Genomic DNA, 26,323 nt, shown 5'->3' with positions numbered 1-26,323 from the left:
ACTACTGCATTACCGGCGCGACCGGCCGAACCGGCCGCCGATCAACACGGCAAGCGCGACGAGCGCGCTCCCGAGGCCGAATCCGGGGCCGGACTCGCTCGTCGTTGTGTCGGGGTCCTCCGTTCCGTTTGCCGTCGCGTTCGATTCGTTCTCGGTTGCGGTCGGCCTCGACGAGTCGACCGACGACCCGGTCGTGGCGTCGTCGCTCGGCTTTCGCACGTCAGAGAGCGCGTCGACGGTCGGCGCGTTCACGATGGTCACCTCCGTTCCGTGCTGGACGACGCGGAAGGCGTCGGCGAACTCCGACCCTTCGGGAATCCGGTAGGTGTTGGCGCGGCCCTCGACCGCGTTCGCGTCGTGGTACTCGAGGAGTTGGACGTAGCCGTCGCGGAACTCGCGTGCGTCGGCTGCCGAGTCCCACGCCGTCTCGTAGACGTAGCCCGTCTCGTTCGATCCGGGCGAGACGTACGGGACGAGTTTGTCGTCGTCCCAGCCCGCGGTGACCGGATGGTCGTAGTTGTACGTGACCGGCCGCTTGGGTTCGCCGGTGACCGGGTTGACCCTGAGGTGCGTCCGGAAGGGGATGATGGTCTCCTGGTCTGTCCTCGCTTGCATTCGGCTCTCGAAACTGGGCAGCCACAGCGAGACGAACAGGCCGGCCTCGCCGACGGAGCCGGTGATGCGCTCACCGTTCTCGCGCAGCGGCTCCCAGCTATCGCTGCTGCGGTCCGGCACGGTCAGGTTCGTCGGTTCGTCCGTGGGGTACTTGTCAGGGTGGATGGTCTGTTCGGTGCTGTTCGGAGGCTGGTCGTAGACGTCGGTCACGCTCTCCCAGCCGCCGGTCTGCTGGCGTTCGCGCACGAAGGCCACGCCCGAGTGGTACGGCTGAAGGTACAGTTGCACCATCCCGATGCTGAGGTTCGCCGGCGGTTCCTGAGCCTGCTGTTGGTCACTCCCGTTGTACCCCAGGCAGGTTCCGTTCCACTCGTTTTGACACCGCTGTTCGTACAGGTACTGGACGTAGTTGGCGTCGCCTTCGACGATACCGTTCCGTGCGTTCCGCTCCTCGATCGTCGAAATGTTCGTCGAGAGGTTGAAATACTGGTCTTGCTGGGCGTGGAACAGCTCCTGGGCGAGCACCGGTTCCTGGAGTTGCAGTGTCCCGTTGGCCGGCGAGACCAAGGTGATGTTCCGTCCGCTCGTGTTGTAGTAGCCGCTGACGCCGCCGCCGAACAGCGCCTGTTGCGATTCGACGGCGTTCGTCGATTCGTTGATCAACAGCAGCGCTTCGTACTGGGTGTTCAGTGCGATCCGGCTCGTTCTGTTGACGTCCGTGAACTGTTCTTGCGTCTCGGTGCGCTGCTGGCCCTGCGAGATCAGTCTGACTGGTGGCGTTCGCTCGAATTCGAGCCCGCGGACCTGCTCGATACGAGCCATCGTCCGGGCGACGACGGCGTCCAGTTCGCTGTCGTTGTACCCGTCGGACCGCGTGATATCGAGACTCTCGTTGTACCAGACGCCGTTCTCCCAGCCGAGTCGGTCGCTCGGCGGGTCCGGGGGAACCGTCGCCGTCACGTCGTGCCGGCCCGTTTCGACTGCGGACTGGTTCGAGACTGTCCCTGCTGCAGCCGGGACGACGCTCGCGGTGATCCCGAGGAGACAGAGGAAGACGACGGCGACCGCCCGCCCGACCTCGCGCGGTGACGGCGTTCCGGCCTGTTTCCCTGATCGCTCGCTGCGGTTCGGTTTCACGTTGGGCGCACTGACGGCCGGCAGGTTATAGAAACCACGTGGCGAGTTGGCTGGTCTCTAACTGTGGAATAGATGTATCCGTGATCGCTCCCGTACCAGTGCCCGCACTTCAGCCTGTCCGTCGGTGGCGATCCAGTGACCAACGTTTAACTTCCGTGTCTCTCGTATACAAGACCGAATGGAGACCCCTGATTCAGTAACCCGACGCCGTGCCCTCGTTGGTGGGCTCGCTGCCCTCGGTGCCGGCGGCGGTGTCGTGTACGGCGCTTCCACACTCAGCGGTTCCGAGCCGGCTGCAGGTAACGAGACGCAGGCGCCCCCGTTCCATCAGAGCACGGAGACGCAACTCGACGTCGACCTGTCCGGGACCCCCATCATGGGCAAGCCCGATGCGACGTTCACCATGTTCTACTGGAGCGAGTACCAGTGTCCCTTCTGCAGGCAGTTCGAGGCGGAGACGCTGCCGAAACTCATCGAGAACGACGTGCGTCCCGGGCGACTCCGCGTCGCCTTCCTAGAGTTCCCGTACATGGGCGAGGCGTCGACGACGGCAGCGGTGATGGATCGCTGCGTCTGGCGACAGGTTCGCGACGCCGAGCCGGGCCGCTACTGGCAGTGGCGGAAGACGATCTTCGAGAACCAGGGAGACAAGAACTCGGGCTGGGCCTCGAAGGAGAACCTCCTCTCGCTGACCGACACGGTCGACGGGGTCGACAGCAGCGCCGTCGAGTCGTGCATGAGCGACCATCGGTCGGAGATCGAGTCGAAGATCGACGCCGAAGCGCGCCGGGCACAGCGATTCCGCTTCCAGGGGACGCCGTCGTTCGTCATCGCAGACCTCGAAGCGGGCCGGGCGGGGAAACTCGTCGGCGCACAGCCGTACGAGAACTTCCAGAAGGGAATGGAACAGCTCGCGAACCAATGACCGACGAGTTGCTGACGCGCCACGCCGAGCGGTTCCTGGCAGCGCTCGTGTATCCGCTCACGACGGGTCGGCGGGCAGCGGTCGCGACCGTCGGCGCCGTCCTGACCTACGTGGTGCTCGTGTTGAGCGCGTTTCCGGGATACACGGTGCAGATGCTCGAAACGAGCCTCGCCTACGCGGACGACGCGGTGCTGGCGTTGACGGCGAACACCTACGCGTCGACGGGCTGGGTGGGCGTCGGGCTGATGGTCGCGTACTCGATGCTGACCGGCGTCGCGCTCGTCGTCGCCGGGACCCAGCTCCGAACGCAGCGGCGGGCCGGCGCGGGCGGACTGACGAGCCTCGTTCCGGCGCTCGTCGCGTCCGGCTGTGCCAGTTGCGGCACCGGGGTGCTCGGTCTCCTCGGATTCGCGGGCGCAGTCGCGATTCTTCCCTTCGAAGGAAACTTACTTCGACTCGGCGGGATACTGCTGCTCGTGGGCTATCTCGCGCGGACTGGTGACCCCCGGACCTGTGCCGTCCCGTCCGCGGACGGCTGAGCGCCGGGTCGCGTCGACTCAGCCGAACTCGAACCCCTGGTCGCCGAGTTCGAACTCGCTCTCACCGGACCCGAACGGGCTGTCGTCCGTGCCGAAGGAGAAACTGCGGGCGGTCGTGACGCCGGTGATCTCGAAGCGGGCGCCGCCGTACTCGATTCCCTCGCCGTCCCGGGAACTGCGCGCCATGTCGCCGTTCATGACGCGAACGTCCCAGCCGTGGGCTTCGACGATCTCCTTGACGATCGCCAGTCCGAACCCGGTCCCGTCGTCCTCGGTGGTGTGGCCGTACTCGAACACCTGGTCCTGCTCTTCGACGGGGATGCCGGGGCCGTCGTCCTCGACGGCGAAGCCGTCTTCGAGCGGCTCGACCAGGAGCGAAACGTCCTCGCCGACGTGGTCGGTCGCGTTCCGGAAGAGGTTCTCCAGCGCCTGTTGGAGCCGGTCGCGGTCGGCCTCGACGGCCATCTCCCCTTCGACCGTGAGGCTGGCCTCGGGGGCTTCGACGAGGCTCCAGGCTTCCTCGGCGACGATCCGGAGGTCTACCTGGGTGGTCTCGCTGACTGTCTGGCCCTGTCGGGCGAGCTGGAGGAGGTCGTCGATGAGCTGGTCCATCCTGTCGCTGGCGCGGTCCAGCGCGTCGAAGTGTTCGTCGTCGCCGGTCTCGCGGGCGAGCTGCGACCGGGCGCTGATGACGTTCAGCGGATTGCGCAGGTCGTGGGAGACGACGCTGGCGAACTCCTCTAACTGTTCGTTCTGCTGGCGGAGGCGCTTCTCGCGGCGGTAGCGCTCGGTGATGTCCTGGAGGACGACGAGCTGGCCCATCAGGACGCCGTCGTCGTCGGTCAGCGGCGTGCCGATGCGCTGGTAGTACCGGCCGGTGTCCGGATCCGTGACGACCTCGCGGTCGCTCTCGGTCCGGTTCTCGTTCGGTCCCGGTGGGACCGCGAACGGTCGCAGGACGTCCTCGACGGACTGCCCGACGGCGTGCTCGACGTTCGTCGTGAGGAAGGGCGTACTCTGTGGGTTGACGTTGACCACGAGACCGCGGACGTCGATGACGATGACCGCGTCGTCCATCTGCTCGACGGCGGCCTGACTCGCGATGGGAACGAGCGTGAACAGCCCGTGCCGGGCGACGCCCCAGGAGAAGGCGAGCCCCGTCACGGCGAGCGAGACGATCGTCACGTCCAGTTTCGGGTACGGGTTGAGGTCGGTGAGGTAGAGGCTGCCGGCCAGAATCGGAACCACCGACCCCGCGATGAGCAAGAGCGCCTGTCGGCGATAGATCCCTGCCGAATCGAGGGCGCGACCGACGAGGAGGACGACGCTAATGCCCACGACCAGGTACGCGTAGCCCGCGAAAACGTACATGGCGGGGCCGGGCTCGGTGACGAGCGCCGCGAAGCCCCCGCTCGCATCTATCGTTACGTCCGTCCAGAGCAGCGAATGGGTGCTGTGGGTGAACACGAGAGCGATCATCGCGATGGGCGCGAGAAACGCTAGCGAGACGCTCCACCAGGAGAGGTATCGCTCGTTCCCGGTGTACCTGAGCGTGAATATCAAAAGTAATGCTGGAACCGGCATCGCCCAGACGAGCTGGAGCTGGTTCCAGTTGAGCTTCGCCGCCCGCTCGACGTGCGCGAGCTGCGTCGCGTAGCCGAACAGCGTCAGCGAAATCGCGATCGAGAGAACCACAGCGACGTATCCCCCGGGCACTGGCGCGTACGCCCGCTGCTGACGCACCACGTAGAAGGCGGCGAGCGCGACTGCCCCGGCGGCGACGACTACCGGGGTGGTTAACGGCGTGTACTGCCAGGGCATGTAGTCTGTCTGGCATCTCTTCTCACTGGGGTGCCTTATCACTTTTTGATATTTGCACATTCGATTTTGATATTCGGCATTTCGAGCGCGTTTTCCCCGCGGCACGAACGACCGGAAGTTCTTTCAATAACTGGGTAATATTACCGACTACTATGTCCGGATTCGAGCAGTTCAGCGAGGTCGGCGAGGCGGAAGTCACCCGCGCCATCGGCCAGGAGTGGACCGAGGAGTTCATGGATTTCTCCGACAGCGACGTCATCGTCGTCGGTGGCGGTCCCTCCGGGCTGATGGCGGCGAAGGAACTGTCCGAGCGCGGCGTCCAGACGATGGTCGTCGAGAAGAACAACTACCTCGGCGGCGGGTTCTGGCTCGGCGGCTTCCTGATGAACAAAGTCACCGTGCGCGGCCCGGCCCACCACGTGCTGGACGACCTCGACGTCGATTACAAGCAATCCCAGGACAGCGAGGGGCTCTTCGTGGCGAACGGCCCCGAGGCATGTTCCGGGCTCATCAAGGCCGCCTGCGACGCGGGCGCGAAGATGCAGAACATGACGGAGTTCACCGACATCGTCATTCGCGAGGACCACCGCGTCGGCGGCATCGTGATGAACTGGACGCCGGTCCACGCGCTGCCCCGCGAGATTACCTGCGTCGACCCGATCGCCGTCGAAGCCGACCTGGTGATCGACGCGACCGGCCACGACGCGATGGCCGTCAAGAAACTCGACGAGCGGGGCGTGCTCGACGCGCCCGGCATCGAGGACGCGAAGGAGAACGCCGGGATGGACCAGACCGGCGACGACTCCTACGGTGCGCCCGGCCACGACTCGCCCGGCCACGACTCGATGTGGGTCGGCAAGAGCGAGGACGCGGTCGTCGAGCACACCGGACTCGCCCACGACGGGCTCGTCGTCACCGGGATGGCGACGGCGACGACCTACGGCCTGCCGCGGATGGGACCGACCTTCGGCGCGATGTTGCTCTCCGGGAAGCGCGCAGCGCAGGCCGCTATCGATGAACTCGGCGTCGACGCCGAGGACGTGGAGATGACGAGCCGCGCGAGCCCGGCTGACGACTAGCGCTCGACAGGTTTCGGCGGACCCTGCTCTGCCGGCCGTTCCGTGCCGCTGTGCCACTGGAACTAAGAGCGACGCATCCGTGACATATCGCGATGAGAAGACGACGCTGTTCCGTCGGAGTCGCGGTGCTCCTCGTTTGGCTGCTCCCGCTGACTGCGACCGGCGGGGCCGTCGGCGCGGCCGTGACGGCTGGCAGTCCGGGTGCGACCGTCGAAACGGCGCACGCGGTCAGTGGGCCGACCGAGACGACTCCGACGCGCGAGCTGGTGCTGACGAAGGAAGTGCGGCTGACGCCGGACCGACCGGGCGAGATCACGGTCACGCTTCGCTACGAGACGCCCACCGATCTGACTGGACTTCGGGTCGAACTCCCCGAATCGGGGACGGCGATGGCCGGCCGGGGATTCTCCGAGGGTGACGGGCGATACGTCTGGGACGGACGGACGAGGACGCCGACGCTGACCTACCGCCTGTCGGTCAACGAGACGAGCGAGTCGGCCGGCCCGATCGCGAGAGACGGCGACTATCTCTTCGCCGACGCCGGGCCGTGGGCGCTCGTCAGGACGCCGCAGGTGGGAATGAGCTGGACCGGCCGCAGCGAGATCTCCCTGTCGCGGTCGACCACTGTCGCGGGGCCGGGCGCAGTCGGCGACGGGATCATGTACCTCGGCGAGGCCAGGGAGTACCAGCGGACGGCCCACGGCCAGACGTTCCGGCTCGTCGTCCCGGCGTCGGCCTCGTTGGCGGAGCGACCGGCCGACGTGTTCGACGCTCTGGCGGCGTCGGCGGACGCGCTCCGCGTGGGCGATCGCGATCCAGAGGTGTTCATGGTCGCAGCACCGACCGGGAGCGTCGAGTGGGCGGTCGACGGGCTCCAGAGCGGCGAGTCGGCCTTCTGGGTGCGCGACCGGTCGCGGCTCGACGCGGCGAACAACGTCTGGATCCACGAGTACGTCCACACCCGACAGGATCACGAACTGACGCCCGAAACCCGCTGGTTCACGGAAGCCAGCGCCACCTACTACGCGGCGCTGTTCGCGCTCGAACAGGGCTCGATCGACTACGAGACGTTCCGCTCACGGCTGGCGCTCGGCGAACGCGCCACCGACGCCGAGGCGATCCTGACGACCCCGTCGACCTGGAACGGCGTCGCTCCCTACACGAAAGGCGCCCTGGTGGCCGGCGAACTCGACCGCGCGACGCGGCTCGCGACGACGGACGCCTCCCTGCAAACCGTGTTCAGGCGAATGAACGCCCACGACGGGCCGGTCACGCGCGCCGACCTGCGCGCGATGATCCGGGCCACCGCTGGCTCCCGGGTGGCGGCCCTGTCGGACGAGTACACGGCGTCCGCAGCGACCCCGTCGATGTGGGGCCGGGCCGAACACCAGCGGACGTTCGACACTCCCCTCCCGAACGTCGGGTACGCGTTCGCGGATCCTGGCACCGATTCGGCGTTCAGCGTGAGCGGCCCCTATCGAACGGGGGCGATCGGTGCGACCGGGCCGATACGGCTCGCGACGGGAGAGACGCTCACGGCGACCATCCTCGTCTCGAACACCGGGGCTGGGACCGGGGAGTACGAGGCCCGCGCGCGAGTCAACGGAGCGACGGTCGCTCGTGACGAGGGGACCCTCGCTGCCAACGAGACGAAGCGCTGGCAGGTGCAGCACGCGTTCACCAGCCCCGGTGAGTACGCGCTCCAGGTCGGCGAATCGATGGTCGACGTGGTCGTCAGTCCCCCCGCGACGCCGACCGTCTCGCGGTTCTCGTCCGACACGGCAGACCCGATCGTCGGGGACCGACTCGTGCTGACTGCGACGGTCCGGAACGCCGACGCGGTGCCGGCCGCGTCGAACCTCACGCTCTTCGAGGACGGGTCACCGGTCGAGACGCGTCGAGTCGTGCTCGGGCCGGGCGAGAACCGAACCCTGGCGTTCGAGCGGACCCCTGACACCGCGGGCACCTCCCGTTACCGGCTCGGCGACCGGAATCTGACGGTGACGGTCCGGCAGCCACCGACGGCGAGCGACGCCACCCAGGGGTCGACGGCCGGTAGTGGCCCCGGCTTCGGCGCGGGCGTGGCGGCCCTGGTCGTACTGGCGTCCCTGGCCGCCCGTGTGAGGGGGTAAGCACTACCGGCCGTCGTCCGCGACCGGCCCCGCTCGGTCGACGACCGCAAGCAGTTTCACTGGGCGGTACCACTGGAGAATATGGTCGAACGGGTCACGCTCTATCGCGCGCCGACCGCGGCGGCCGACGCCTCCGCCATCGCCGACTGGCTCCGCGACCGCGTCGACGCCGACGTCGAGGTTCGCGACCGGTTTCTCCAGCGCGTCGCCGACGAGGAACTCCCGACGGCGTTCGCGGAGGCGCGCGTGCTCAGTCCGTACGAGCGTGAGACCGGCAACGCGATGCTCGGGATCGTCCGCTACGAGGAGCGAGCGATGGAGCACCCCGAGCGCGCCGGCGGCGTCATCTACGACGGACTGCAGGTCCAGGAGGCGCTTCGAGACCGGCTCCCCGACGACGAGCGCACGCTCGACCACCTGCACGTGCCGATTCTGGATCGCGTTCTCGGAACCTGGGGCGACCACGATGGGCGGTGGCACAAACGCGTGACGGTCCTCGGCCAGCCGGCGCTCGTGTCGGTGCCGGGCCTCTACGAGGCGCCGGCCAAACCCGAGCAGTACTACGAGGAACAGCAGAAACACGCGCTGCTCTCGGGCGACGCGCCGCCACGCGAGGTCCTCGAATCTGCGGTCGAGGGGGAGTTCCTCGTCGAGGGCGATCCGCGGACGACCGAGGCGCTGTGTGGCTACGTGTTGCAGGCCTACCACTATCTCGACACCGGCGAGGCGTTCTGCGACGACGCGTCCTGTCGGCTGGCGAATCCACACCGCCAGCCGGGCGTCGTCGAGGCACAGCTCAGGGAGCCCGAGTTCTGCGAGGTGCACGAAGAACTGTACGGCACGTAGCCGGGACGTCAGGCGCCGACGGCGACAGAAACGTTGCTGGTCGTTCCGGTCACGGTCGCGTTGGCCACGAAGGCATCGTCGCCGAACACGAGCGCGGTCGTGCCGTCGCTGACGCGAGTGACCGCGAACTCGTACGTCGAGGCGTCGTTGCGTCGCTCGGCGAAGGTTCGGAGCGCGCTCGCGGCCTCGTCGGCTTCGCTCGCGTCGTCCCACCGGTGGACCCAGGCCCAGCCGTAGCGCTCGTCACCGCCGGTGTGCCGGAAGATCGCGATCTCGTCTCTCCCCCAGCCGGCGGCTGCCTCTGCGGCTCTGGACTGGGTCAACTCGGTGCCGAGCGCGCCCCGCGTCGTCATCTCGCCGAGCGTGTTGTTCCCGAGGTACTGCCACTGGGAGGCCGAGACGGTCGATTCGACGGCGAGGTCCGCCGGCGGTTCCTCGCGTCGCGTCTCGTTGTGCAGGATCTGCTCGGTGGTGTTGGGTCGGTTGTCGTAGACGTTCGAGAGTTGCTGCGGCGAGTCGATTCGGGAGGCGACGTACTGGCTGCCGAAGTAGTAGGGGGCCAGCGCGCTCCAGTGCGTGGGGCTTTTCGACATGTACTCCCGGGCGAACGCCGAGTTGCGCTGCACGTCGAGATACTGCTGTGTGTACGCGTCAGTCACGTAGACGGCGCCGCCTTCCTGGAGTGCCCGGAGCGTCTTGGCCTCGTCCGTGGTCACGCGCCCGGTTCGCAGTTCGTCGAGCCAGGGGAACATGTTCGCCTGGAACTGGATGCTGTGCGTGAACTCGTGGGCGAGCACGCGTTCGACCTCCTGGGGCGAACCCTCGCCCGGATGGACGTACACGTACCCAGTGAACTTCGTGACGCCGGTGGGTTCGCTCCAGTTCGCGGAGACGTTCTCGAACCCGAGCGCGTCGTTGATCGGCGCGGCCGCGACCCTGGGGAGTGAACTGCGCCACTCGCTGAGATTTCTGAGTTCGACTGGTCGCGGGTCCACGTCAGTCCCCATGAGCGACTGAACTCGTGCAAAGGTCCTGGTTGCGTTGACCCGGAGCGTCCCGTTCTCGACCGCGACAGCGCCGTCCTGTGACGCTCGCTCCGGCGTGACAGTCCCGGACGCGTCGCCAGTCGTCGTCGCTGTTCCGTTCGCGGTCGGCGTTCCCGCCGCGTCGTTCGTCGCCGTTCCATTCCCAGGAGCGCCCCCACAGCCTGCAAGGACGATCAGGAGGGCGAGCGCCACTGGCGCCAAGCGGTTAGCGGCCAACATAGGTTGTGGTGCCGTCATGACTGCAAAAAACGTTCCTGTTCGGTCAGTGGCCGCGCTCGACCTGCCCGGCGATCAAACCGAGATAGCCACCCGAGAACTCCTCGTAGCGCCGGTCGACGGTTCGCTCGGTCAGCGCGTCACGGGCGGCGGCGACGCGGCGCTGGAACGCGGCGGCCGGGGGTTCGTCCGGCAGTCGCCAGCCGGGGGCCGACGCCCAGACGAACGCCTCGAAGGCGAGGTTCAGCGGCTGGGCCAGCAGCCGGTCGCTGCGCTGGAAGTTGAGCAGGGCGACGCGGCCGCCCGGACAGAGCGCACACCAGTCCGCGACGGCCGACGCTGGGTCCGGAAACATCCCGACGACGAACGTCCCCAGAACGGCGTCGACCGGCCCGTCGATGGGCGGTTGTGTCGCGTCCGCCTGGACGAGGTGGACGTTCTGCCACCCCTCGCGGTCGACGCGCTCGCGGGCGCGATCCAGTAGTTCGGGCGTCACGTCGAGGCCCACGACGGCGCCGTCTGGGCCGACGCGCTCGCGGAGGTGCGGGAGGTTGGCGCCCGTGCCACAGCCCATATCGACGACGGTGTCGCCGGAGGTAAGTTCGAGTGCGTCTGCGGCCCGCCGGCGCCACGAGGTCACGCCGGGCGCCCTCGCGAGCGCGTCGTAGAGGCTGGCCCAGCGACCGTAGAACGACTGTGTCGCGGTGACCGAATCCATCTCAGAGCGCGTCCCGGACTGCTCCGGCGACGGTCGGCGCGTCGGGACCGAGGACGTAGATGATGGGTTCGAGGCCGAACCCACCGGTCTGATAGATCACGCCGGCGTTCGGTTCTGCGTCCAGTGCGGCGGCGACCCCGTCCTCGACACCCTGGTCGGCGTCGAACTCCACGGTGTCGTACCCGCTGGCTTCGAGCGCCTCCAGCAGGCTCGAATCGTAACTCACGTTCAGCGCGGCGCGGGCGTCGCTGCCGTTGGCGCGCGCGGTCAACAGGACGTTCGCGACGTACTCGCTGACGCCGAACTCGGGTTCCGCCGGGACCTCGGGGCGTCCCTTCAGGTCGATGATGCGGCCCGGCACCGCGACGACGTCCTCGATGCTGTCGGCGTCGGGCAGCGCCTCGACGAGGTTAGTGCCGACGGCCGGGATGTGCCTGGCGAACTCGGTCGTGTTCTCGACGATCGCGAGGCCGCGGCGGACCGACGCGAGCGCCTGCTCTGCGATGCGGACGTCGCTGTCGGGATCGTGAACCGCGAACGCGCCGCCGTATTCGGCGAGTTCCGGGACGGCCTCCTGGTGGAGCTGTGCCAGCACGTCACCCTGTTCGAGTTGGCGGATGACGACCTCGGCTTCGACGAGGGCCTGGACTGGACTCATCTCCCCGCCCGTGAGGCCGTCGGCGAGGCGCTCGACGAGTTCGACCACGCGCTCGTCGTCTTCGAGCCGTTCGTTGACCGTCACCTCGCTGTGGACGTACTTCGAGACGGCGCTCTGGCTGATTCCCAGGAGGTCCGCCACCTCGCTCTGAGTCAGTTCGCGTTCGCGGAGCGCTTCTGCGAGCATCGACCGGAACGTCGGCAGGAACTCGTCGACGACGACCTCCTCGATGAACCTCATTTCTGGGTCCCGTGGAACTCGTGGTCGCCCTGGATCTTCGAGGCCTGCGGGCCGGTCTGGCCCTGGTATTTCGAGCCGCGTTCCTCACCGTAGGGCCGTTCGGCGGGCGTCTTGAGTTCGGTGAAGGTGAGCTGTGAGATGCGCATGCCAGGGGTCAGCGCCACCGGGGCGGTCCCGAGGTTCGACAGTTCGAGCGTGATCTGGCCCTCGTAGCCCGGATCACAGAGGCCCGCCGTGGCGTGGACGACGATGGCCAGTCGACCCAGCGACGAGCGACCCTCGACGTGCGCGATGAGGTCGGCGGGAATCTCGACGCGCTCGACGGTCGTGCCGAGCACGAAGTCGCCGGGGTGGAGGATGTACTCGTCGCCCTCCTCGACGTACGTTTCGTCGACGTACTCTTCGACTTCCTGTTCGCTGTTGGGGTGGATACAGGGGATGTTGGCGTGCTGGAACTCCAGGAACTCACGCCCCAGTCTGAGGTCGACGCTGGCCGGCTGGACCTGGATCTCGGGGTCCTCCAGGGGATCGATGACGAGGTCCCCTTCTTCCAGCCGCGCGAGAATGTCCGCGTCCGAGAGTATCATACCAGAATCACCGGGGCCACCGGATTAAAAGGAACCGGGTCGGCTCGAGCGACGGTAACGGGCAGACCTATAATCGCCGGTTCGTTCCGTTTGGATATGAAACAGGCAATCGTCGCGCGCACCGACATCGGGATGGGGAAGGGAAAACTCGCCGCCCAGGTCGCCCACGCGTCGCTGTCGGCCTACGAAGACACCTCGACGAAGACCAAACGCGCCTGGAAGGGCGAGGGCCAGAAGAAAGTCGTCCTGAAAGGCGAGAGCGAACAGCAGCTCTTCGAACTCGCCGACAAGGCCGAACGCGAGGGGCTGCCCAACGCGATCATCCGCGACGCGGGCCACACGCAACTGGACCCAGGGACCGTCACGGCCCTGGCCGTCGGCCCCGGCGACGAGGGCGCGATCGATCGCGTGACCGGCGAACTTTCACTGTTCTAACTCTCTCTGCCGCCGCCGGGCGAACAGCGCGCTCGCGAGGAGTGCTGCGACGGGCGCGGAGACGGTGAATCCGGGGCCGCTCCCGTCGGTCGTCGTGGCCGTGCCGGACGCGGTCGCGTTCCGCGGCCTCGCGGCTCTGGTTCCGCTGCCGTCCGGTGACGCTCCGCCGACGGTCGCTGGCACCTGAACGCTGAGCGTACCGGCGATCGTGCCGTTCATCGAGACCTCGTGCTGGCCGCGCGGGAATCTGTGCGAGAGCGCAACGGTGGCCGACTCTCCGCCGGCGAACGTCACCGACGCGGTTTCGACGACCTCACCGTCGGCTCGCAGCCCGAGCGTCCGGGTCGCCGTCGTCTCACCGCGGTTCTCCACGGTCACGGTGACCGTCGAAGTCGCACCGAGGTCGACCGTCTTCGCGTCGAGTCGGGCGTCCGTGACCACGATTCCCGAATCGCTGCTGCCGATCGCGAACGTGGACAGGCCGGGCGAGGTCGCTGCGAAGATCGTCTCCGAACCGTCTCGTCCGACGACGTTGGTCGGCAACGTCTGCCAGTCGCCGTCGTGATACCGGCGGAGCACCACCTCGTCTGGCGCCACGTCACGCGCTTTGAGCCTCTCGGTGTCGACCCGGAAGCGAAACGTCACGTTTCGGACGTTCTGGTCGGGCGTGTCGTGGTCGACCGTGATGTACCCGAACGAGTCCTTGCGTGCCTGCTCTCCGGCAGGCGGTGCCGTCGAACTCTGTGTCTTGAGCGAGTAGTCGCCGCTGCGCTCGAAGGCGACGCTGAGTCGGTCCACGTCGACGGGGCCGGTGTCTCGGTCGAGGTCGATCTTGACCGGTTCGCCGGCTGCCGCGTTGTTGACGGTGACGCTCGTCGCCTTCCCCTCCGGCGTGGTCCGCGTGTAGGGCGCCGGATCGCTGGGCGTGCCCGGCCCCTCGCTTACGGTGAACGGCTCGGACAACCTGTCGCCGAACTCGATCAGGTACTCCCCGGGCGTGTCGAACGTCTGATTGTACGTCAGCGTCCGGGACGCTTTCGCCGGGACGGTGACTGACTCTCGACCCATGATGTTGCCGCCGATCTTCATGGCGCCCCTGTAGCTCCCGCTCGCGTCGCCGTAGTTGGTGACCGTGATCCTGAACGTGGCTGGCTCGCCGACGGCGACCGGCTGGTCCGACACCGACGCCGTGAACACCAGGGCAGCGGAGGCACCACCACCGCCGGCACTGCCGCCGCCACCGCCACCACCGCCGCCACCACCGCCAGAGTTCTGTTCAGTGTCGATCGTCACGCGATCCGTGTCACCGCTCTGGACGTTCTCGTATGCGTCTGTGGCGGCGTCGAGAGTGGCCGTGTAGGTGCCGTCGCTTCCGGCGTCGTAGCTCGCCGTGTAGGTCGTCCCGGTGCGGCTGAAATCGGACAGGACGAGCGTCCTGCCGTCCGGACCGTCGACGGGGACGGTCAGCGCGGCGAGCCGCTCGCTGAACTCGGCGGTGAGTTGGAGGGTCTGTCCGCTGGGGTTCGTGAGGTCGAACCGGGTGACGGCCGGCTCCGTCGCGTCCTTGGTGACCCCGGTCGCAGCGGGGACGAACCCGCTGGGATTGCGATGCCCTGCCTCGTCGACGAGCGACGCTGCGGCTGTCACCTCACCGTCGGCGAGCGAACTGGCGTCGACCGAGACGGTCTGGCTCGTCGCGTCGGCTGCGGCGGCCGTCGCAGTCGCCGTCGCCCCGTTCGAATCGGTGAGCCGGACCTCGACGGTCGCGGCCTCGGGCACCGCAGAATAGGTGACCGTCACGTCGACGCTGGTTTCGTTCGCCCCGCCGATCGCCGGCACTGCGAACACCGTCCCAGACGGGTCGGCAGGCGGCGTGGTGTCGAGTTCGAGCGTCGAGGTGGTCCCGCTCGCCGAGTGAGACGCCGCGTCGGTGGCCGTAACCGTCGCGGCGTAGCTTCCGTCGGTCGTGCCGGACGCGCTGACCGCCGTGGTTTGCTCGTAGGTCCCGTCGCCGTCGGCGTCACTGAGCTCGACGGTGCCAGCCCCGAACTGTGAGAGGTCCGCCGTTACGGCGTCGACGCTGCTGGCCTGATCAGTCACGTCCGCGCTGACCGTGACTTCGTCGCCGTCAGCGACAACGCCGTCGCCGTCGTCGTCGGTGAGCGAGAGCGACGAAACGGTGGGCGCCGTCGTGTCGAGCGTGAGCGGTCCCGTCGTCTCGCTCGCCGCGTTGTCGCCCTCGTCGGTCGCCGTGACTGATACGGCATACGCACCGTCGGTCGTCCCGGACGCACTGACACCGGGGGTCGCCTCGTATGTCTCGTCGCCGTCGGCGTCACTGAGCGTCACAGTGCCGGCGCCGAAGTTCGAGAGGTCGGCCGTGACGGTGACGCTCGTCGTCTGGTCGCTCGCGTCGGCAGTGACGGTGACGTCGTCCCCGCCGACGACGATGCCGTCCGAGTCGTCGTCGGTGAACGAGACCGCCGAGACAGCGGGCGCCGTCGTATCGACCGTGACTGTCCCCGTGTTGACAGTCCGTGACGCCGACGTGTCGTCGGTGGCCGTCACGGTCGCGTCGTGCGGTCCGTCCGTCGTCTCGCTGGCCTGGACGGTGACGGTCGCCTGATACGTGTCGTCGCCGTCCGCATCTTCCAGCGTCACCGTCCCGTTCCCGAACGCCGAAAGGTCCGCCTCCACGGCGGTGATCGTATCGGCGTCCGTCACGTCAGCGCTGACGGTCAGATCCGTGGACCCAGCGACTACGCCGTCGTCGTCGGCGTCAGTGAGTGCGACGTTCGACACCGTTGGCGCACTGGTGTCGACCGTCGCGTCGTCGGACGGCGACGACGTGATGTCGTTGCCAGCGGCGTCCGTGGCCGTCGTGGCCGTCGCGGTGTACGTTCCTTCGGTGTTCAGGTCGGTCGTCGCTTCGTACCCCGTCGCGGTCGACGAGAAGTCCCCCGTCGAGAGCGTCGCGTCCACCGGACCCGTGACGTCCACCGAAATCTCCGACAGCGACTCCGAACTGTCGAACGCGACGCGGAGCGTGGTTCCCGAGGGATTCGTCAACGCGAAGTTCGAGATCGTCGGTGTGCTCGTATCGAGCGTGAGCGTGCCAGTCGTTTCGCTCGCGGTGTTGCCCCCGTCGTCCGTGGCCGTAACCGTCGCGGCGTAGCTCCCGTCGGTCGTCTCGGAGTCGCTGGCAGTCCCGGTGCCGTCGTAGCTCCCGTCGCCGTCGTCGTCTGTCAGCGTGATCGTGCCGGCACCGAACTGTGAGAGGTCAGCCGTCACGGTGACGCCGCTCGTCTGGTCGGACGCGTCGGCGGAGACGGTGAGGCTCTCACCGTCGCTCACGACGCCGTTCCCGTCGTTGTCAGTCACGGTGGCCGACGAGACGGTCGGCGCCGTCGTATCGAGCGTCACCGTCCCCGTGGTGTCGGTCGCCGCGTTGCCCCCTCGATCAGTGGCAGTGACTGTCACGTCGTGTCCACCGTCGGACGCGGCCGCCGACCCGTCGACGGTGGCCGTTTTCTCGTATGTCCCGTCGCCGTCGGTGTCGGTGAGCGTCACGGTGTCGGCGCCGAACGCCGAGAGGTCCGCCGTGACGGTGACGGCGCTGCCTGCGTCGGACGCGTCAGCGGAAACAGTAAGGCTCTCGCCGTCGCCGACCGCGCCGTCGCCGTCGGCCGAGAGCGTGGCCGCCGAGACGGTCGGTGCGGTCGTATCGAGCGTGAGCGATCCCGTCGTCGCACTCGCGGTGTTGCCGCTCTCGTCGGTGGCCGTGACCGAAACGGCGTACCCGCCGTCTGTCGCTGCCGTCGAAGCGTCGACGGTAGCCGTTTTCTCGTAGGTCCCGTCGCCGTCGGTGTCGGTGAGCGTCACGGTGCCGGCGCCGAAGTTCGAGAGGTCCGCTGTCACGGAGGTGATTTCCGCGCTGTCCGTCACGTCCGCGCTCACGGTGACCGCGTCGCCGTCGCCGACGACGCGGTTGCCGTCCCCGTCGGTGACCGTCGGCGTCTCTATCGTCGGTGCATCGGTGTCGACGGTGATGGAGTTGCTCGTGGCCGTGTCGGTGTTGCCGGCGACGTCCTCGCCGGTGACAGTTACTGACTGATCGCCCGCCGGTGCGCTCGCGGCGACGGTCACTTCGGCGTCGTAGGTGCCGTCGTCGTTCCCGTCGGTCAGCGTCACGATGCTGGCGTCGAACGCCGACGCGTCCGCCGTGACGGTCGAGACGGCCACGTTGTCCGAGACCGACGCCGAAATCGCGACGGCGTCTCCGTCCGTGACGGTCCCGTCGCCGTCGGTGAGGTCCGTGACCGTCGCGCTCGTGGTGGACGGGGGATCGCTCTCGACCTGTGCGATCATCCCCGTCGCGTTGATGAGGCCCCAGCCGGTCTGGTTGTTGGGTTCCGTCCCGCGCAGCGAGGTCGCCTCCGAGTGGGCGAGACCCTTGAGTTCGCCGTTGGTGAGCGCGTCGTCGGCTTCAAACGTGAGTGCGGCCACACCGGCGGCGTGTGGCGCCGCGGCCGACGTGCCGTAGAAGTACGTGTACGAGAGCTGATCGCTCTCGACGGTGACGCCGTCGGGTGCTGTCACGTCCGGCTTGCGTCGCCCGTCGATGGTCGGCCCCTGTGACGAGAACGGTTCGAGACTGTTGTCTCTGTGGTAGGTCGCGCCGACGGTCGTGACCGACTTGCCGACGGCGGGGATCAAGAGACTCTGGGTTTTCGTCGACGGACTGAGTTTCGGGTTGTCGAACGAGAAGACGTTGAATTTCGTCGGCGCCTCGCCACTGACGTTTTTGATACGGATCGAGTGGCCCGCGTCGACGGTGATAATCTCGTACGGGTCGTACGTGTTGCCGTCTTGGGTGTACGAGGACGTGTCGACGACGTTCCCGTTCTCGTCGAGTTCCTGGACGTCGTAGTCCTCGTCGGAGCCGCCGGCGTCCCAGTCGTTCCACGTGACGTACAGCTCTGATCGCTCGTTCGTGACGTCGATCCGCTCGCTACTGTCGGTCACGTCGAGGAACCCGTCGTCGTCACTGTCCTCCCAGGTCCCGTTCCAGTGCTGGCCGTCGCCGGAGTTCCCCGCGGAGTTGACCCACACCCGACCTTTCGAAGTAAATGTGTCGATACGCTGGTTGATGCCAGCCGTGCCGTCGAGCGGGCCGGCGATGTTCGCCCAGCCGACGGACATCGAGACGACATCCGTTTGTGTCGAACTGTCGAGATAATCGATCGCGTTGTGAAGGTCAGTTAGGGTACTGACGCGGACGAGGACGAGGTTCGCGTCGGGGGCCGTCTCGGCGACCAGTTCCGCGGTCTTGCTCCCGTGCTCGTCTGACGATCCTTCGATCTCCTTGCCGGAGAAGTCTTTCGTCTGGACGACCTGATCGGAGATCGACGGGTTCGACGTGTCGAACCCCTGCAGATCGATGACGGCGACCGTGACGCCGTCACCGGTGTAGCCCGCGTCGTGCATGGCCGTCGCGTTCACGTTCGATAGTCCCTCGCTCGTCGTCTCGGTCACCGCAGCCGCGACTGGCGGGCGGACGACCCGAACCGCCGGCGACGACGCGACACTCGACAACGCAGGTTGTGGCAGCGTCGTTTCGATCATCGTCCCGGCCTGCCCGGTGATCCGGCCGCCAGCGTTCGTCACTGCCGCCGCACCCTCGTCACGTCGCCCCTCGCGGACGACGACGATCGCCTGAACCAGCTCGACGCCGCTCGTCGTCACTCCCCGACTGCTCTCCGGCTCGTCTTCCAACAGTCGTGGATCGACGGCCGGATGTGGGCGCTCTGCGCTCGATCCGGTGCTTTCGTTCGTGTCGACTGCGTCTCCCCGGACTGCAGGCGTGGCCGTCGATCCCACGGGATGCGCGATTCCCACTGTCACCAGTGAAGATAGAACCAGGAGAACCGCCAGCGTTACAGTTCCGAATGTCTGGAATAGATTTTTTGGTGACATGTATGGGGAAGCGCTGGTTCCTCATGCAGACCTAGTCCCAGGTTTCTAGGCTTATGATAGCTCTAGCATTCGATTAAATACGGATATATCTTCTTACTATACGTGTTTGTATTCGTGATAGAAGCGTTGACGCCTGCTAGTTGCGGGAGCCGACGCACACCAGTCGATTCTGTCGGCACGACGGGGCAGCGGCGTCCCGACTATCGCCCGTCGAGTGTGACGTGAAACATAAATCATCGACCGCCATTCGAGAGACCGAGGAGCTCGCTGGAATGTACGATGCCGTGTTCGCCCCCACTGACGGGTCCGACGACTCTGCTATCGCTCTCGACCACGCGATCGAACTCGCGGAACGGTACGACGCGACCTTGCACACGCAGTACGTGATCGAGTCGGTCCAGGTGGCCGACGCGATCGAGGATTTCACCGAGTCGGACGTCTACGCTCGACTCGAGGACGCTGGGCGCCAGGCGGTCGACGACGTCGTCGAAAGAGCACAGCGTGCTGACATCGACCGCATCGAGTCGTCGATCGTCAGGGGCGTCCCACACGAGGCCATCCTCGACTATCTCGACGAGAACGACGTCGACATCGTGGTCATGGCCACGGCTGGCCGAGAAGGGGCCGAACGGGAGATCATCGGCAGCGTCACGGAGAAAGTGATTCGGTCGTCGCCGGTCCCGGTGGTGGCGGTCAACGTCGGCGACGTTGCGTAGCTACCTACTCGATCTCGTAGTTCTCGACGACGTCCTCGGCGGCTTCGAGACTCAGCACCTCGGTCGTGCCGTCCTCGATGAGCTTGACGCGGGCGTCGCGGAACAGTTTCTCGACGAGGTAGTCGTGCGTGATGCCGTTGCCGCCGTGGATCTGGACGGCCGTGTTGGCGACTTCGAACGCCGCTCGCTTGCAGTAAACCTGTGCGGCCAGCGCGTGCTGGCTGGAAGCGTCGAACTCGAAGGTCTCCAGGTTGCGCTCCCAGACGTGTTCGACGACGGCCCGCGAGTAGGTGCGCATCGTCTCGACGGTCTCGAACAGTTCGTACAGCTGGAGTTTCACCGACTGGTGTTCACAGATCGGTTTCCCACCCTGCGCTCGCTCGCGGGCGTACGCGAGCGCTTCCTCGAAGGCGGCCCGGGCCAGCCCGGTACAGGCCGCGGCCATGCCCGCGCTGGTGATACAGAGGATCTGATCCATCGAGACGTACCCCGTGTCGGGGTGGAGCATCTCCGGCGTGAGGATCACGTTCTCGGGGGGGATCTCCACGTCGTCGAAGACCAGGTTCCCCTGGGGGCAGCCGCGCTGGCCGAGTTTGCCGATGGGGTCGCCCTGCTCGACGCCCGGCTGGTCGAGCTCGACCAGACAGAGCAGGCCCGGACTCCCGCCGTCGGGGTCCATGTTGACGTGGAGGGCGCAGTGGGTCGCCATCGGGCCGGCCGAGAGCCAGCGGGCCTTCTCCCCGTTGAGAATCCAGGTGTCGCCGTCCTGCTCGGCGCGGGCCTGGGTCCGGGCGATCGACCCGCCGTCGGTGACGCCCTCGCTGAGCAGGCTGTTGGGCATGACCAGTTCCGAGCCGTGGTCGGGTTCGGTGACGCCCCAACAGCCCTGGACGGCGGCGTCCTCGTCCTCGAGATACGGCTGGAGATACGTCTCGTCGAGCCCGTTCTGGAAGGGGAGCGAGGCGAAGATCGCGGGGATCAGATCGACGCCGAAGGCCATCGCCAGGCCGGGGTCGCCCCAGGCCAGTTCCTCCAGGAGGACGTGGAACTCCCGACCGGAGAACTGCCCGCCGCCGCCGACCGCCTCGGGGATGATCGCGCGGTGATAACCGTGTGACTTCAGCGTCCGCATGACGTCCCAGTACGGGGAGTCGTCGGCTGCGATCCGCTGATACTCGTCGTCGCTCATCCGGTCGATCTCCCGTCCCACCGGCCGGAGTTCCTCGCGGGCGATCTCGTGGACTTCTTTCCGCAACCGCTCGACGTCGCCGCTCTCGTACTCCGTATCGAGGTTCAGGTAGCTCATCGCTCGACGGTGAGGTCGCGTTCGACGCCGGTGACGCCCAGTTTCATGTCGAAGTTCGCGGAGAAGCCGGTCAGTACCTCGTCGACCGACAGCGAGTGGACGGGATCGATCACCGACTCGGCGTCGTAGGTCACGTCCGTCGGGCCGACCCACATCTCCCGGCCGTCGTCGTCCTCGTGGAACTCCATCTCGGCGTACCACTTGACCAGTTGCGTGAGCCCGTCACCGCCCTCGATGGGCGGGACGTGCCGGACCGAGAGCAGCGGCGTCGGCGTCGGGAGGATCGCGTCGACGATCCCGCCCTGCGCGCGCTTCTCGGGCTTGTGGGACACCGAGAGCAGCCGGGTGTCTTCCGGGCGGCTGAGCGTCCCCTGGATCGTGTCGGCCCGGGACTGGAGGTCGACGTCGGCGATCTTCTTCGGCGCGCCGATGAGTTCGCGGCCGGCGGCCATCGCCGCGTCGTTGGTGACGTAGATGTAGGGGATGTAGTAGGCCATGTTCCCCGCGTCGTCGGCCACCTGGACGATCGAAATCTCCTCGTGATACGCCCCCAGGTTACTGAACGGATACCTGGCGACGAGGACGCCGCCCTTCGCCGGCTCCGAGAACGGCTCGATCCCCTCGGGCAACAGGTGGTCGACCGACCCGTCGATGGTGAAGAAGGCAGCGACCGCCTCGCAGTCCTTGTACTCGATCTCGTACTCCACTCCCCGTGTGCGCGGTGACTCTGACACCCCGTACAGCGACGCGTCGAAGGGCGGTGCGAACCCCTCCTTTCCTTGCAAGACCATGTCACGCATACTGACCGTGGCGGTCAGCTTAGGTCTTGCCCACGCAAAACAACGAAAGAAGAGTTGTCGCCCGCCGGTTCGCCCCGATCACTCTTCGAGCATCCAGCCGAAGCGTTTCTGCCAGAAGGCTTCGTCCGGGTGCTTTTTCGACTGACCGTAGGTCTTGTTGTCGCGGATGCGACGATCGAGCGCTTCGCGGGCCTCGCTGATCGCGGCTTTCGCACCGTAGCCTTCGCCGGTGGCCATGAACAGGCCGTCGTCGGTGTACAGCCGGATGCGAGCCTGCAGCAGGGGCGTTCCCCGCAACTTCTCGTCGTGCTGGTGGAGCGCGACCTTCGCGTCGAGGACGGAGAGGTCGCTGTCGCGGCCTTCGAGACCGTCGATCACGTCCTTGACGTCCTCGAAGGTCATGTCGTCGAGGTAGTCCGCACCGTAGATCTCGACGGCGCGGGACCCTTCGGCACCCCAGGTTAGCGACTCCAGTACGTCCGTCTTCGTGAGGATGCCCGTGGGCGTGTCGTCCCCGTCGGTCACGACCAGCGCGGAGCCGTTGACGTTGTCCATCTCCTCGACGGCCGCCTGGAGCGTCTCGTCGGACGTGATGGTGCGCACGGGCGAGACCATCACGTCACGGACCGGGAGGTCGAGCATCCGCTGGCTCTCGCCCTCGCGGGCGCCGAAGCCGCCGTGGGTCGTCCCCATGCCCTGTTCCGGACCGTTGGCGTTGCCTCCCTGGCTCTTCGTCATCGCTCGGGCGGCGAGGCCGATGACGTCGTACAGGCTGAGGATGCCCACGACCTCGCTGTCTCGCGGGTCGCTTCGCTCCCCGCTCGAACGTTCCGAGTCACTTCGTGACTCGCTCTCCACCACTGGGAGGTGCGTGATGCGCTGTTCGCGCATGTCGTGGATGGCCTCGCCGAAGGTCGCCTCCGGGCCGACCGTGACGAGGTCGTCGCTGGACGCCTGGCCGACGGTCGCTTCCGAGAGGTTGGGCTGGACCTTCCCGATGATGCTGTCGGCCGTGACGACGCCGCGCAGGTTGTCCCCCTCGAACACCGGGAGCACCTTCGCGTTGCTGTCGATCATCAGGCGCGCGGCCTCGCGGATGTCCTCGCCCGGTGCCAATCGGGGCACCGACCACACCAGCGACCGGACTTTCTCTTCGGGATTGTGGTGAGAGGCGGCGAGTTGGCGGCGCGTGACGACGCCCTCGAACTCTCCGTCGTCGGCGACGACGACGCCTTTGACGTCCGGGTCCTCGAAGGCGCCGACGAGTTTCGAGACGCGCTGGTCGGCCTGAAATTCTACGTAGTCAGTTGAGACGATATCTGTGATGTCCATCGTTGGAAGGGTGGAAACTGCTGTTCGAACGCCGATACGTCGAATCGGTCTGTGTGGCCCCTACATCTGAACAGTCGACGGGCACACCCAAAAAGGACGTTCGTTGTTCTCACTCTTCAAGATTGAGTGTCGATAGCGGCAGCGCCTTCCGCTGGTCTGTCGACGGCGGACCACCTGCCGATGTCCAGCCTTTTACGTGCCCGCCCCGAACGCCGGAGCGATGACCGACGAGGGGCCGGACGGCGAGATGCGCGAGGCACACCCCATCGAGCGGGCCGTGGGGATGGAGTACTACGTCAGCGACACCGACGGGATCGGCGGACAGCTCCGGACCGATCCCGCCGATTTCCGCGTCGAGGAACTCGAAGCCTTCGACCCGGAGCCGGTCGACGCCGACCCGGGCGCGTACCCCCACGTGCTCTTTCGCGCGACGCTCCACGGCTGGGACACCAACGACTTCGCCAGCGCCCTCTCGGACGACCTGGGAATCAGCCGCGAGCGCGTCTCCTGGGCCGGCACGAAAGACAAACACGCCGTCACGACCCAACTGTTCTCCGTCAAGAGCGCCGACCCCGACGCGGTCGCCGACGTCGACCTCTCGGACGCGGACGTCGACGTCCTCGGCCGGACCGGCCGGCCGATCCTCTTCGGCGACCTCGCCGGCAACGCCTTCGAGGTGGTCGTCCGCGATCCGGCTCACCCCGACAACGTCGACGCGATCACCGCCGACCTGTGCGCGTTCGGCGGCCACGACCCCGACGCCGACGAGGTGACCGTCGCGGTCCCGAACTTCTTCGGCCAGCAGCGCTTCGGCAGCAAACGCCCGGTCACCCACGAGGTCGGCCTGGAAATCCTCCGCGGGAACTGGAAGGGCGCGGTCCTCGCCTACGTGGGCAGTCCGTCGGAGCGCGAGCCCGAGGAGACCCGCGAGGCACGCGCGTACGCCGACGAGACCGAGGACTGGGAAGGCACGCTCGACCGGTTGCCCGGCTGGCTGCGCTACGAGCGGTCGATGTGTCACCGCCTGGCCGAGGACGGGGCCGACGAGCCCGCGGACTTCCGCGCGGCGCTGGAGCGACTGCCGACGAACCTCCAGCAGTTGTTCGTCAACGCCGCCCAGTCGTACGTGTTCAACCGGATTCTCTCCGAGCGGCTGGCCCGCGGGCTGCCCTTCGACCGCCCCGTGGCGGGCGACGTGGTCTGTTTCGCCGACCGGGACGCGCCGAAGGAACTGCCGTTGCCTGACACCGATCGCACGCAGCGCGTCGACGCGGACCGGGTAGACACCGTCACGCGTCACTGCGAACGCGGCCGCGCGTTCGTCACCGCGCCGCTCGTCGGGACCGAGACGGAGCTGGGCGACGGCGAACCGGGCGAGATCGAGCGAGCAGTACTGGACGACGTGGGGATCGAGCCGGCGGACTTCGACCTGCCGGGCGAGTTCCACTCGGCGGGGACGCGGCGGGCCGTGGCGGTGCGGACCGCACTGGACGTCGAGCGCGACCCGCTCACCTTCGCGTTCCGGTTGCCCAAGGGGAGCTACGCCACGGTGCTGTTGCGGGAGTATCTGAAGCGAGATCCCGAGGCGCTCAGCTAAAAACCGTCTCGCTTATCCGACAGACGTTCCGAGGGGGAGACATGGACTGTCGGCAGTGCGCGTCCGCGCTCGAACGACCGGGAGACTACTGCCTGGTCTGCCGGTCCGCCAACGCCGACACTGTGGTCTTGGACCTCGCCCGCGACCGCGCGACCATCACGACACTGTACGAGGACGAGGTGGTCGGCGCGCGGACGGAGACGACGACGCCGGAGGAGCCCGACGGCGAGTCGGACGTCGTCGAACTGCGCAACTTCGCCGGCCTCGTCGCCGACGAGGTCCGCCGCAAGCGGCCCGAGGAGGTGTACGCGACAGGCGATCGCGAGGTGCTCCGGGCGGTCAGGGGCCAACTGCACTACGAGTTCTACCGCGTCTCCGCCGACGATCCCGTGACGGCGGTCATCGAGCGGCGCGGTCGCCCGGCGCTGGAGGTCGTCGAGGGGTCGATGGCCGAGAAACTGGGCGGGTCACACACGACGCTCATCGGCGAGCGAGCGGGCAAGCGCGCACTGGAGACCGTGGCGAGCCACCCCCACGTCAAGAAGATCATTCCGGGACCGATCGACGCCGGCGGGTCGGGGTCGCGGACGGGCGTTCGCGCGAAAGCGACCCGGGCCGACGCCAACGGGAACGTCCGGTTGCTCATCCGCGACGGGTCGAGCGTCCAGGAGAATCGCGTGGTGACGACGGCGGGCGATCGCGAACTCGGCGAGCAGGTGCGTGAAGACATCAACCAGGCGCTCGTCGAGGCCGAACTGAAGGACTGACCCAGAGCGTCAGTTCGGACGAGGTCACACACGTCTCCCCGGCGCCTGCTGGAACGTGCAGGCAGCTAGTATTCCTCGTGGGATTCCGTACAGCGTGGCATGGACGTTGTCGTGCACCTGATCTCGGGCATCGGCGGGGAACAGGACACGTCGTTCGCCATCGTCGAGAACCTGCTGGACGCCGACGCTGACATCGACGAGCTGGTGGTCGTCGCCCAGTCGCAGGGAATCGAGGCCGTAACCGCGGGCGGGGAGACGGAACACAAGGTGCGGTCACTGCTCGACGCCGGCGTCTCGTTCGTGGCGTGCCGGAACACGCTCGACACGATGGATCTGGACGAATCGGACCTGGTGGACGGCGTGGACGTCGTTCCGGAGGGCGCCGTCGAGGTGATCCGGCTCCAGACCGAGGGGTACGCGTACCTGCGACCCTGATCTCGTTGCGCTAGGGGAGCAAGACAGTACCCTGGCGAAACGCGGGTGAGCGACCGTGACGGCGTCACAGCGGGGCTGTAGTTCGTAGCGCTTATGTGTGGGGTGTGCCGATGGTACGGTACTATGGCTAAAGATGCACGCACGGGGAGCGCGGGTCGATTCGGCGCTCGCTACGGTCGCGTCGCGCGACGCCGCGTCGCGGAGATCGAGAAGGACATGCGGGACGAGCACGAGTGTCCCGAGTGCGGTGAAGACGGTGTCGAGCGCCAGGGCACTGGCATCTGGCAGTGTGGCAACTGCGGCTACAAGTTCGCCGGCGGGACCTACCGCCCGGAGACGCCCGGTGGCAAGACCGTCACTCGGTCGATCCGCGCCGCACTCGCCGAGGACGAAGACTAAG

General features: G+C 67.2%; 21 protein-coding genes. 11 read left to right on the top strand and 10 right to left on the bottom strand.

Annotated features, from left to right (window positions below):
• Positions 1 to 9 precede the first annotated feature (9 nt).
• Positions 10 to 1,752, bottom strand: a complete 1,743-nt coding sequence (locus tag MU553_RS04135) for an Hvo_1808 family surface protein (RefSeq protein ID WP_247375934.1) — start codon at positions 1,750 to 1,752, stop codon at positions 10 to 12.
• 178 nt (positions 1,753 to 1,930) lie between these two features.
• Here MU553_RS04135 and MU553_RS04130 point away from each other — a divergent pair, with 178 nt between their 5' ends.
• A complete protein-coding gene (locus MU553_RS04130) occupies positions 1,931 to 2,677 on the top strand; it encodes a DsbA family protein (protein ID WP_247375933.1) in 747 nt (248 codons plus the stop codon).
• Positions 2,674 to 3,216: a hypothetical protein gene (locus MU553_RS04125; protein ID WP_247375931.1), complete on the top strand. Its 543-nt coding sequence runs from the start codon at positions 2,674 to 2,676 to the stop codon at positions 3,214 to 3,216. The genes MU553_RS04130 and MU553_RS04125 overlap by 4 nt, the downstream gene beginning before the upstream one ends.
• 18 nt (positions 3,217 to 3,234) lie before the next feature.
• Here MU553_RS04125 and MU553_RS04120 read toward each other — a convergent pair whose 3' ends face one another.
• On the bottom strand, positions 3,235 to 5,037 hold the full coding sequence (locus MU553_RS04120) for a sensor histidine kinase (RefSeq protein ID WP_247375929.1): 1,803 nt from the start codon (positions 5,035 to 5,037) through the stop codon (positions 3,235 to 3,237).
• Positions 5,038 to 5,189: 152 nt separating this feature from the next.
• Here MU553_RS04120 and MU553_RS04115 point away from each other — a divergent pair, with 152 nt between their 5' ends.
• The 3 genes from MU553_RS04115 to MU553_RS04105 all read left to right on the top strand — a co-directional run bounded on the left by MU553_RS04115 (position 5,190) and on the right by MU553_RS04105 (position 9,094).
• The gene (locus MU553_RS04115; protein ID WP_247375927.1) at positions 5,190 to 6,116 is read left to right on the top strand and encodes a sulfide-dependent adenosine diphosphate thiazole synthase; all 927 of its coding nucleotides are present in this window, start codon (positions 5,190 to 5,192) and stop codon (positions 6,114 to 6,116) included.
• A 125-nt stretch (positions 6,117 to 6,241) separates the two neighbouring features.
• Complete coding sequence (locus MU553_RS04110; protein WP_247375925.1) at positions 6,242 to 8,248, top strand: M61 metallopeptidase family protein; 2,007 nt, start codon at positions 6,242 to 6,244, stop codon at positions 8,246 to 8,248.
• 81 nt (positions 8,249 to 8,329) lie between these two features.
• Entirely contained in the window at positions 8,330 to 9,094 is a 765-nt protein-coding gene (locus MU553_RS04105) for a DUF7001 family protein (protein ID WP_247375923.1), read from the top strand.
• A gap of 8 nt (positions 9,095 to 9,102) precedes the next feature.
• Here MU553_RS04105 and MU553_RS04100 read toward each other — a convergent pair whose 3' ends face one another.
• The 4 genes from MU553_RS04100 to dcd are packed head-to-tail and all read right to left on the bottom strand — an operon-like array spanning position 9,103 to position 12,559.
• On the bottom strand, positions 9,103 to 10,359 hold the full coding sequence (locus MU553_RS04100) for a hypothetical protein (protein WP_247375921.1): 1,257 nt from the start codon (positions 10,357 to 10,359) through the stop codon (positions 9,103 to 9,105).
• 43 nt (positions 10,360 to 10,402) lie between these two features.
• A complete protein-coding gene (locus MU553_RS04095; protein WP_247375918.1) occupies positions 10,403 to 11,074 on the bottom strand; it encodes a class I SAM-dependent methyltransferase in 672 nt (223 codons plus the stop codon).
• Position 11,075: 1 nt separating this feature from the next.
• Positions 11,076 to 11,972, bottom strand: a complete 897-nt coding sequence (locus MU553_RS04090; RefSeq protein WP_247375915.1) for a thiamine-phosphate synthase family protein — start codon at positions 11,970 to 11,972, stop codon at positions 11,076 to 11,078.
• Positions 11,969 to 12,559 (bottom strand): dCTP deaminase, encoded by a 591-nt coding sequence (dcd, locus tag MU553_RS04085; RefSeq protein ID WP_247375913.1) that lies wholly within the window; start codon positions 12,557 to 12,559, stop codon positions 11,969 to 11,971. The genes MU553_RS04090 and dcd overlap by 4 nt, the downstream gene beginning before the upstream one ends.
• Positions 12,560 to 12,655: 96 nt before the next feature.
• Here dcd and pth2 point away from each other — a divergent pair, with 96 nt between their 5' ends.
• Positions 12,656 to 12,994: a peptidyl-tRNA hydrolase Pth2 gene (gene pth2, locus MU553_RS04080; protein ID WP_247375910.1), complete on the top strand. Its 339-nt coding sequence runs from the start codon at positions 12,656 to 12,658 to the stop codon at positions 12,992 to 12,994.
• On the opposite strand, the gene MU553_RS04075 is transcribed toward pth2, so the two are convergent.
• Positions 12,983 to 18,898 (bottom strand): S8 family serine peptidase, encoded by a 5,916-nt coding sequence (locus tag MU553_RS04075; RefSeq protein ID WP_247375908.1) that lies wholly within the window; start codon positions 18,896 to 18,898, stop codon positions 12,983 to 12,985. The two genes, pth2 and MU553_RS04075, sit on opposite strands and share 12 nt — an antisense overlap.
• A 344-nt stretch (positions 18,899 to 19,242) precedes the next feature.
• Between MU553_RS04075 and MU553_RS04070 the strand changes: the two genes are divergently transcribed.
• The gene (locus MU553_RS04070) at positions 19,243 to 19,686 is read left to right on the top strand and encodes a universal stress protein (RefSeq protein WP_282594158.1); all 444 of its coding nucleotides are present in this window, start codon (positions 19,243 to 19,245) and stop codon (positions 19,684 to 19,686) included.
• A 4-nt stretch (positions 19,687 to 19,690) separates the two neighbouring features.
• Here the strand turns inward: MU553_RS04070 and MU553_RS04065 are convergent, their stop codons facing one another.
• From MU553_RS04065 to MU553_RS04055, 3 genes are all read right to left on the bottom strand, one after another.
• Positions 19,691 to 20,992 (bottom strand): acyl-CoA dehydrogenase family protein, encoded by a 1,302-nt coding sequence (locus tag MU553_RS04065; protein WP_247375903.1) that lies wholly within the window; start codon positions 20,990 to 20,992, stop codon positions 19,691 to 19,693.
• On the bottom strand, positions 20,989 to 21,783 hold the full coding sequence (locus MU553_RS04060; RefSeq protein WP_247375901.1) for an acetoacetate decarboxylase family protein: 795 nt from the start codon (positions 21,781 to 21,783) through the stop codon (positions 20,989 to 20,991). The genes MU553_RS04065 and MU553_RS04060 overlap by 4 nt, the downstream gene beginning before the upstream one ends.
• Positions 21,784 to 21,870: 87 nt before the next feature.
• Positions 21,871 to 23,124, bottom strand: a complete 1,254-nt coding sequence (locus MU553_RS04055) for a CBS domain-containing protein (protein ID WP_247375899.1) — start codon at positions 23,122 to 23,124, stop codon at positions 21,871 to 21,873.
• A gap of 247 nt (positions 23,125 to 23,371) precedes the next feature.
• Between MU553_RS04055 and truD the strand changes: the two genes are divergently transcribed.
• From truD to MU553_RS04035, 4 genes are all read left to right on the top strand, one after another.
• Positions 23,372 to 24,721 carry a tRNA pseudouridine(13) synthase TruD gene (gene truD, locus MU553_RS04050; protein ID WP_247376138.1) on the top strand — a complete coding sequence of 450 codons (1,350 nt, stop codon included), beginning with the start codon at positions 23,372 to 23,374 and terminating at the stop codon, positions 24,719 to 24,721.
• A 41-nt stretch (positions 24,722 to 24,762) separates the two neighbouring features.
• Positions 24,763 to 25,488, top strand: coding sequence for a DUF2103 domain-containing protein (locus tag MU553_RS04045; protein WP_247375896.1), 726 nt, complete (start codon positions 24,763 to 24,765; stop codon positions 25,486 to 25,488).
• Between the two features lie 99 nt (positions 25,489 to 25,587).
• Positions 25,588 to 25,923 (top strand): DsrE family protein, encoded by a 336-nt coding sequence (locus MU553_RS04040; protein WP_247375893.1) that lies wholly within the window; start codon positions 25,588 to 25,590, stop codon positions 25,921 to 25,923.
• A 123-nt stretch (positions 25,924 to 26,046) separates the two neighbouring features.
• On the top strand, positions 26,047 to 26,322 hold the full coding sequence (locus MU553_RS04035) for a 50S ribosomal protein L37ae (protein WP_247375891.1): 276 nt from the start codon (positions 26,047 to 26,049) through the stop codon (positions 26,320 to 26,322).
• Position 26,323: the final 1 nt, after the last annotated feature.

Source organism: Halorientalis brevis, assembly GCF_023077655.1.
Note: the sequence above shows the minus strand (reverse complement) of the source record. Positions and strands in the feature narration are given on the sequence as shown.

Bases quoted from the DNA above. Each gene is read 5' to 3' on its own strand.
- MU553_RS04115 (WP_247375927.1), top strand. From the start codon at position 5,190: ATGTCCGGATTCGAGCAGTTCAGCGAGGTCGGCGAGGCGGAAGTCACC.
- MU553_RS04035 (WP_247375891.1), top strand. From the start codon at position 26,047: ATGGCTAAAGATGCACGCACGGGGAGCGCGGGTCGATTCGGCGCTCGC.
- MU553_RS04090 (WP_247375915.1), bottom strand. From the start codon at position 11,972: ATGAGGTTCATCGAGGAGGTCGTCGTCGACGAGTTCCTGCCGACGTTC.
- MU553_RS04095 (WP_247375918.1), bottom strand. From the start codon at position 11,074: ATGGATTCGGTCACCGCGACACAGTCGTTCTACGGTCGCTGGGCCAGC.
- MU553_RS04070 (WP_282594158.1), top strand. From the start codon at position 19,243: ATGTACGATGCCGTGTTCGCCCCCACTGACGGGTCCGACGACTCTGCT.
- MU553_RS04060 (WP_247375901.1), bottom strand. From the start codon at position 21,783: ATGGTCTTGCAAGGAAAGGAGGGGTTCGCACCGCCCTTCGACGCGTCG.
- MU553_RS04040 (WP_247375893.1), top strand. From the start codon at position 25,588: ATGGACGTTGTCGTGCACCTGATCTCGGGCATCGGCGGGGAACAGGAC.
- MU553_RS04045 (WP_247375896.1), top strand. From the start codon at position 24,763: ATGGACTGTCGGCAGTGCGCGTCCGCGCTCGAACGACCGGGAGACTAC.
- MU553_RS04055 (WP_247375899.1), bottom strand. From the start codon at position 23,124: ATGGACATCACAGATATCGTCTCAACTGACTACGTAGAATTTCAGGCC.
- MU553_RS04130 (WP_247375933.1), top strand. From the start codon at position 1,931: ATGGAGACCCCTGATTCAGTAACCCGACGCCGTGCCCTCGTTGGTGGG.
- truD (WP_247376138.1), top strand. From the start codon at position 23,372: ATGCGCGAGGCACACCCCATCGAGCGGGCCGTGGGGATGGAGTACTAC.
- MU553_RS04100 (WP_247375921.1), bottom strand. From the start codon at position 10,359: ATGTTGGCCGCTAACCGCTTGGCGCCAGTGGCGCTCGCCCTCCTGATC.
- dcd (WP_247375913.1), bottom strand. From the start codon at position 12,559: ATGATACTCTCGGACGCGGACATTCTCGCGCGGCTGGAAGAAGGGGAC.
- MU553_RS04120 (WP_247375929.1), bottom strand. From the start codon at position 5,037: ATGCCCTGGCAGTACACGCCGTTAACCACCCCGGTAGTCGTCGCCGCC.
- MU553_RS04125 (WP_247375931.1), top strand. From the start codon at position 2,674: ATGACCGACGAGTTGCTGACGCGCCACGCCGAGCGGTTCCTGGCAGCG.
- MU553_RS04065 (WP_247375903.1), bottom strand. From the start codon at position 20,992: ATGAGCTACCTGAACCTCGATACGGAGTACGAGAGCGGCGACGTCGAG.
- MU553_RS04105 (WP_247375923.1), top strand. From the start codon at position 8,330: ATGGTCGAACGGGTCACGCTCTATCGCGCGCCGACCGCGGCGGCCGAC.
- pth2 (WP_247375910.1), top strand. From the start codon at position 12,656: ATGAAACAGGCAATCGTCGCGCGCACCGACATCGGGATGGGGAAGGGA.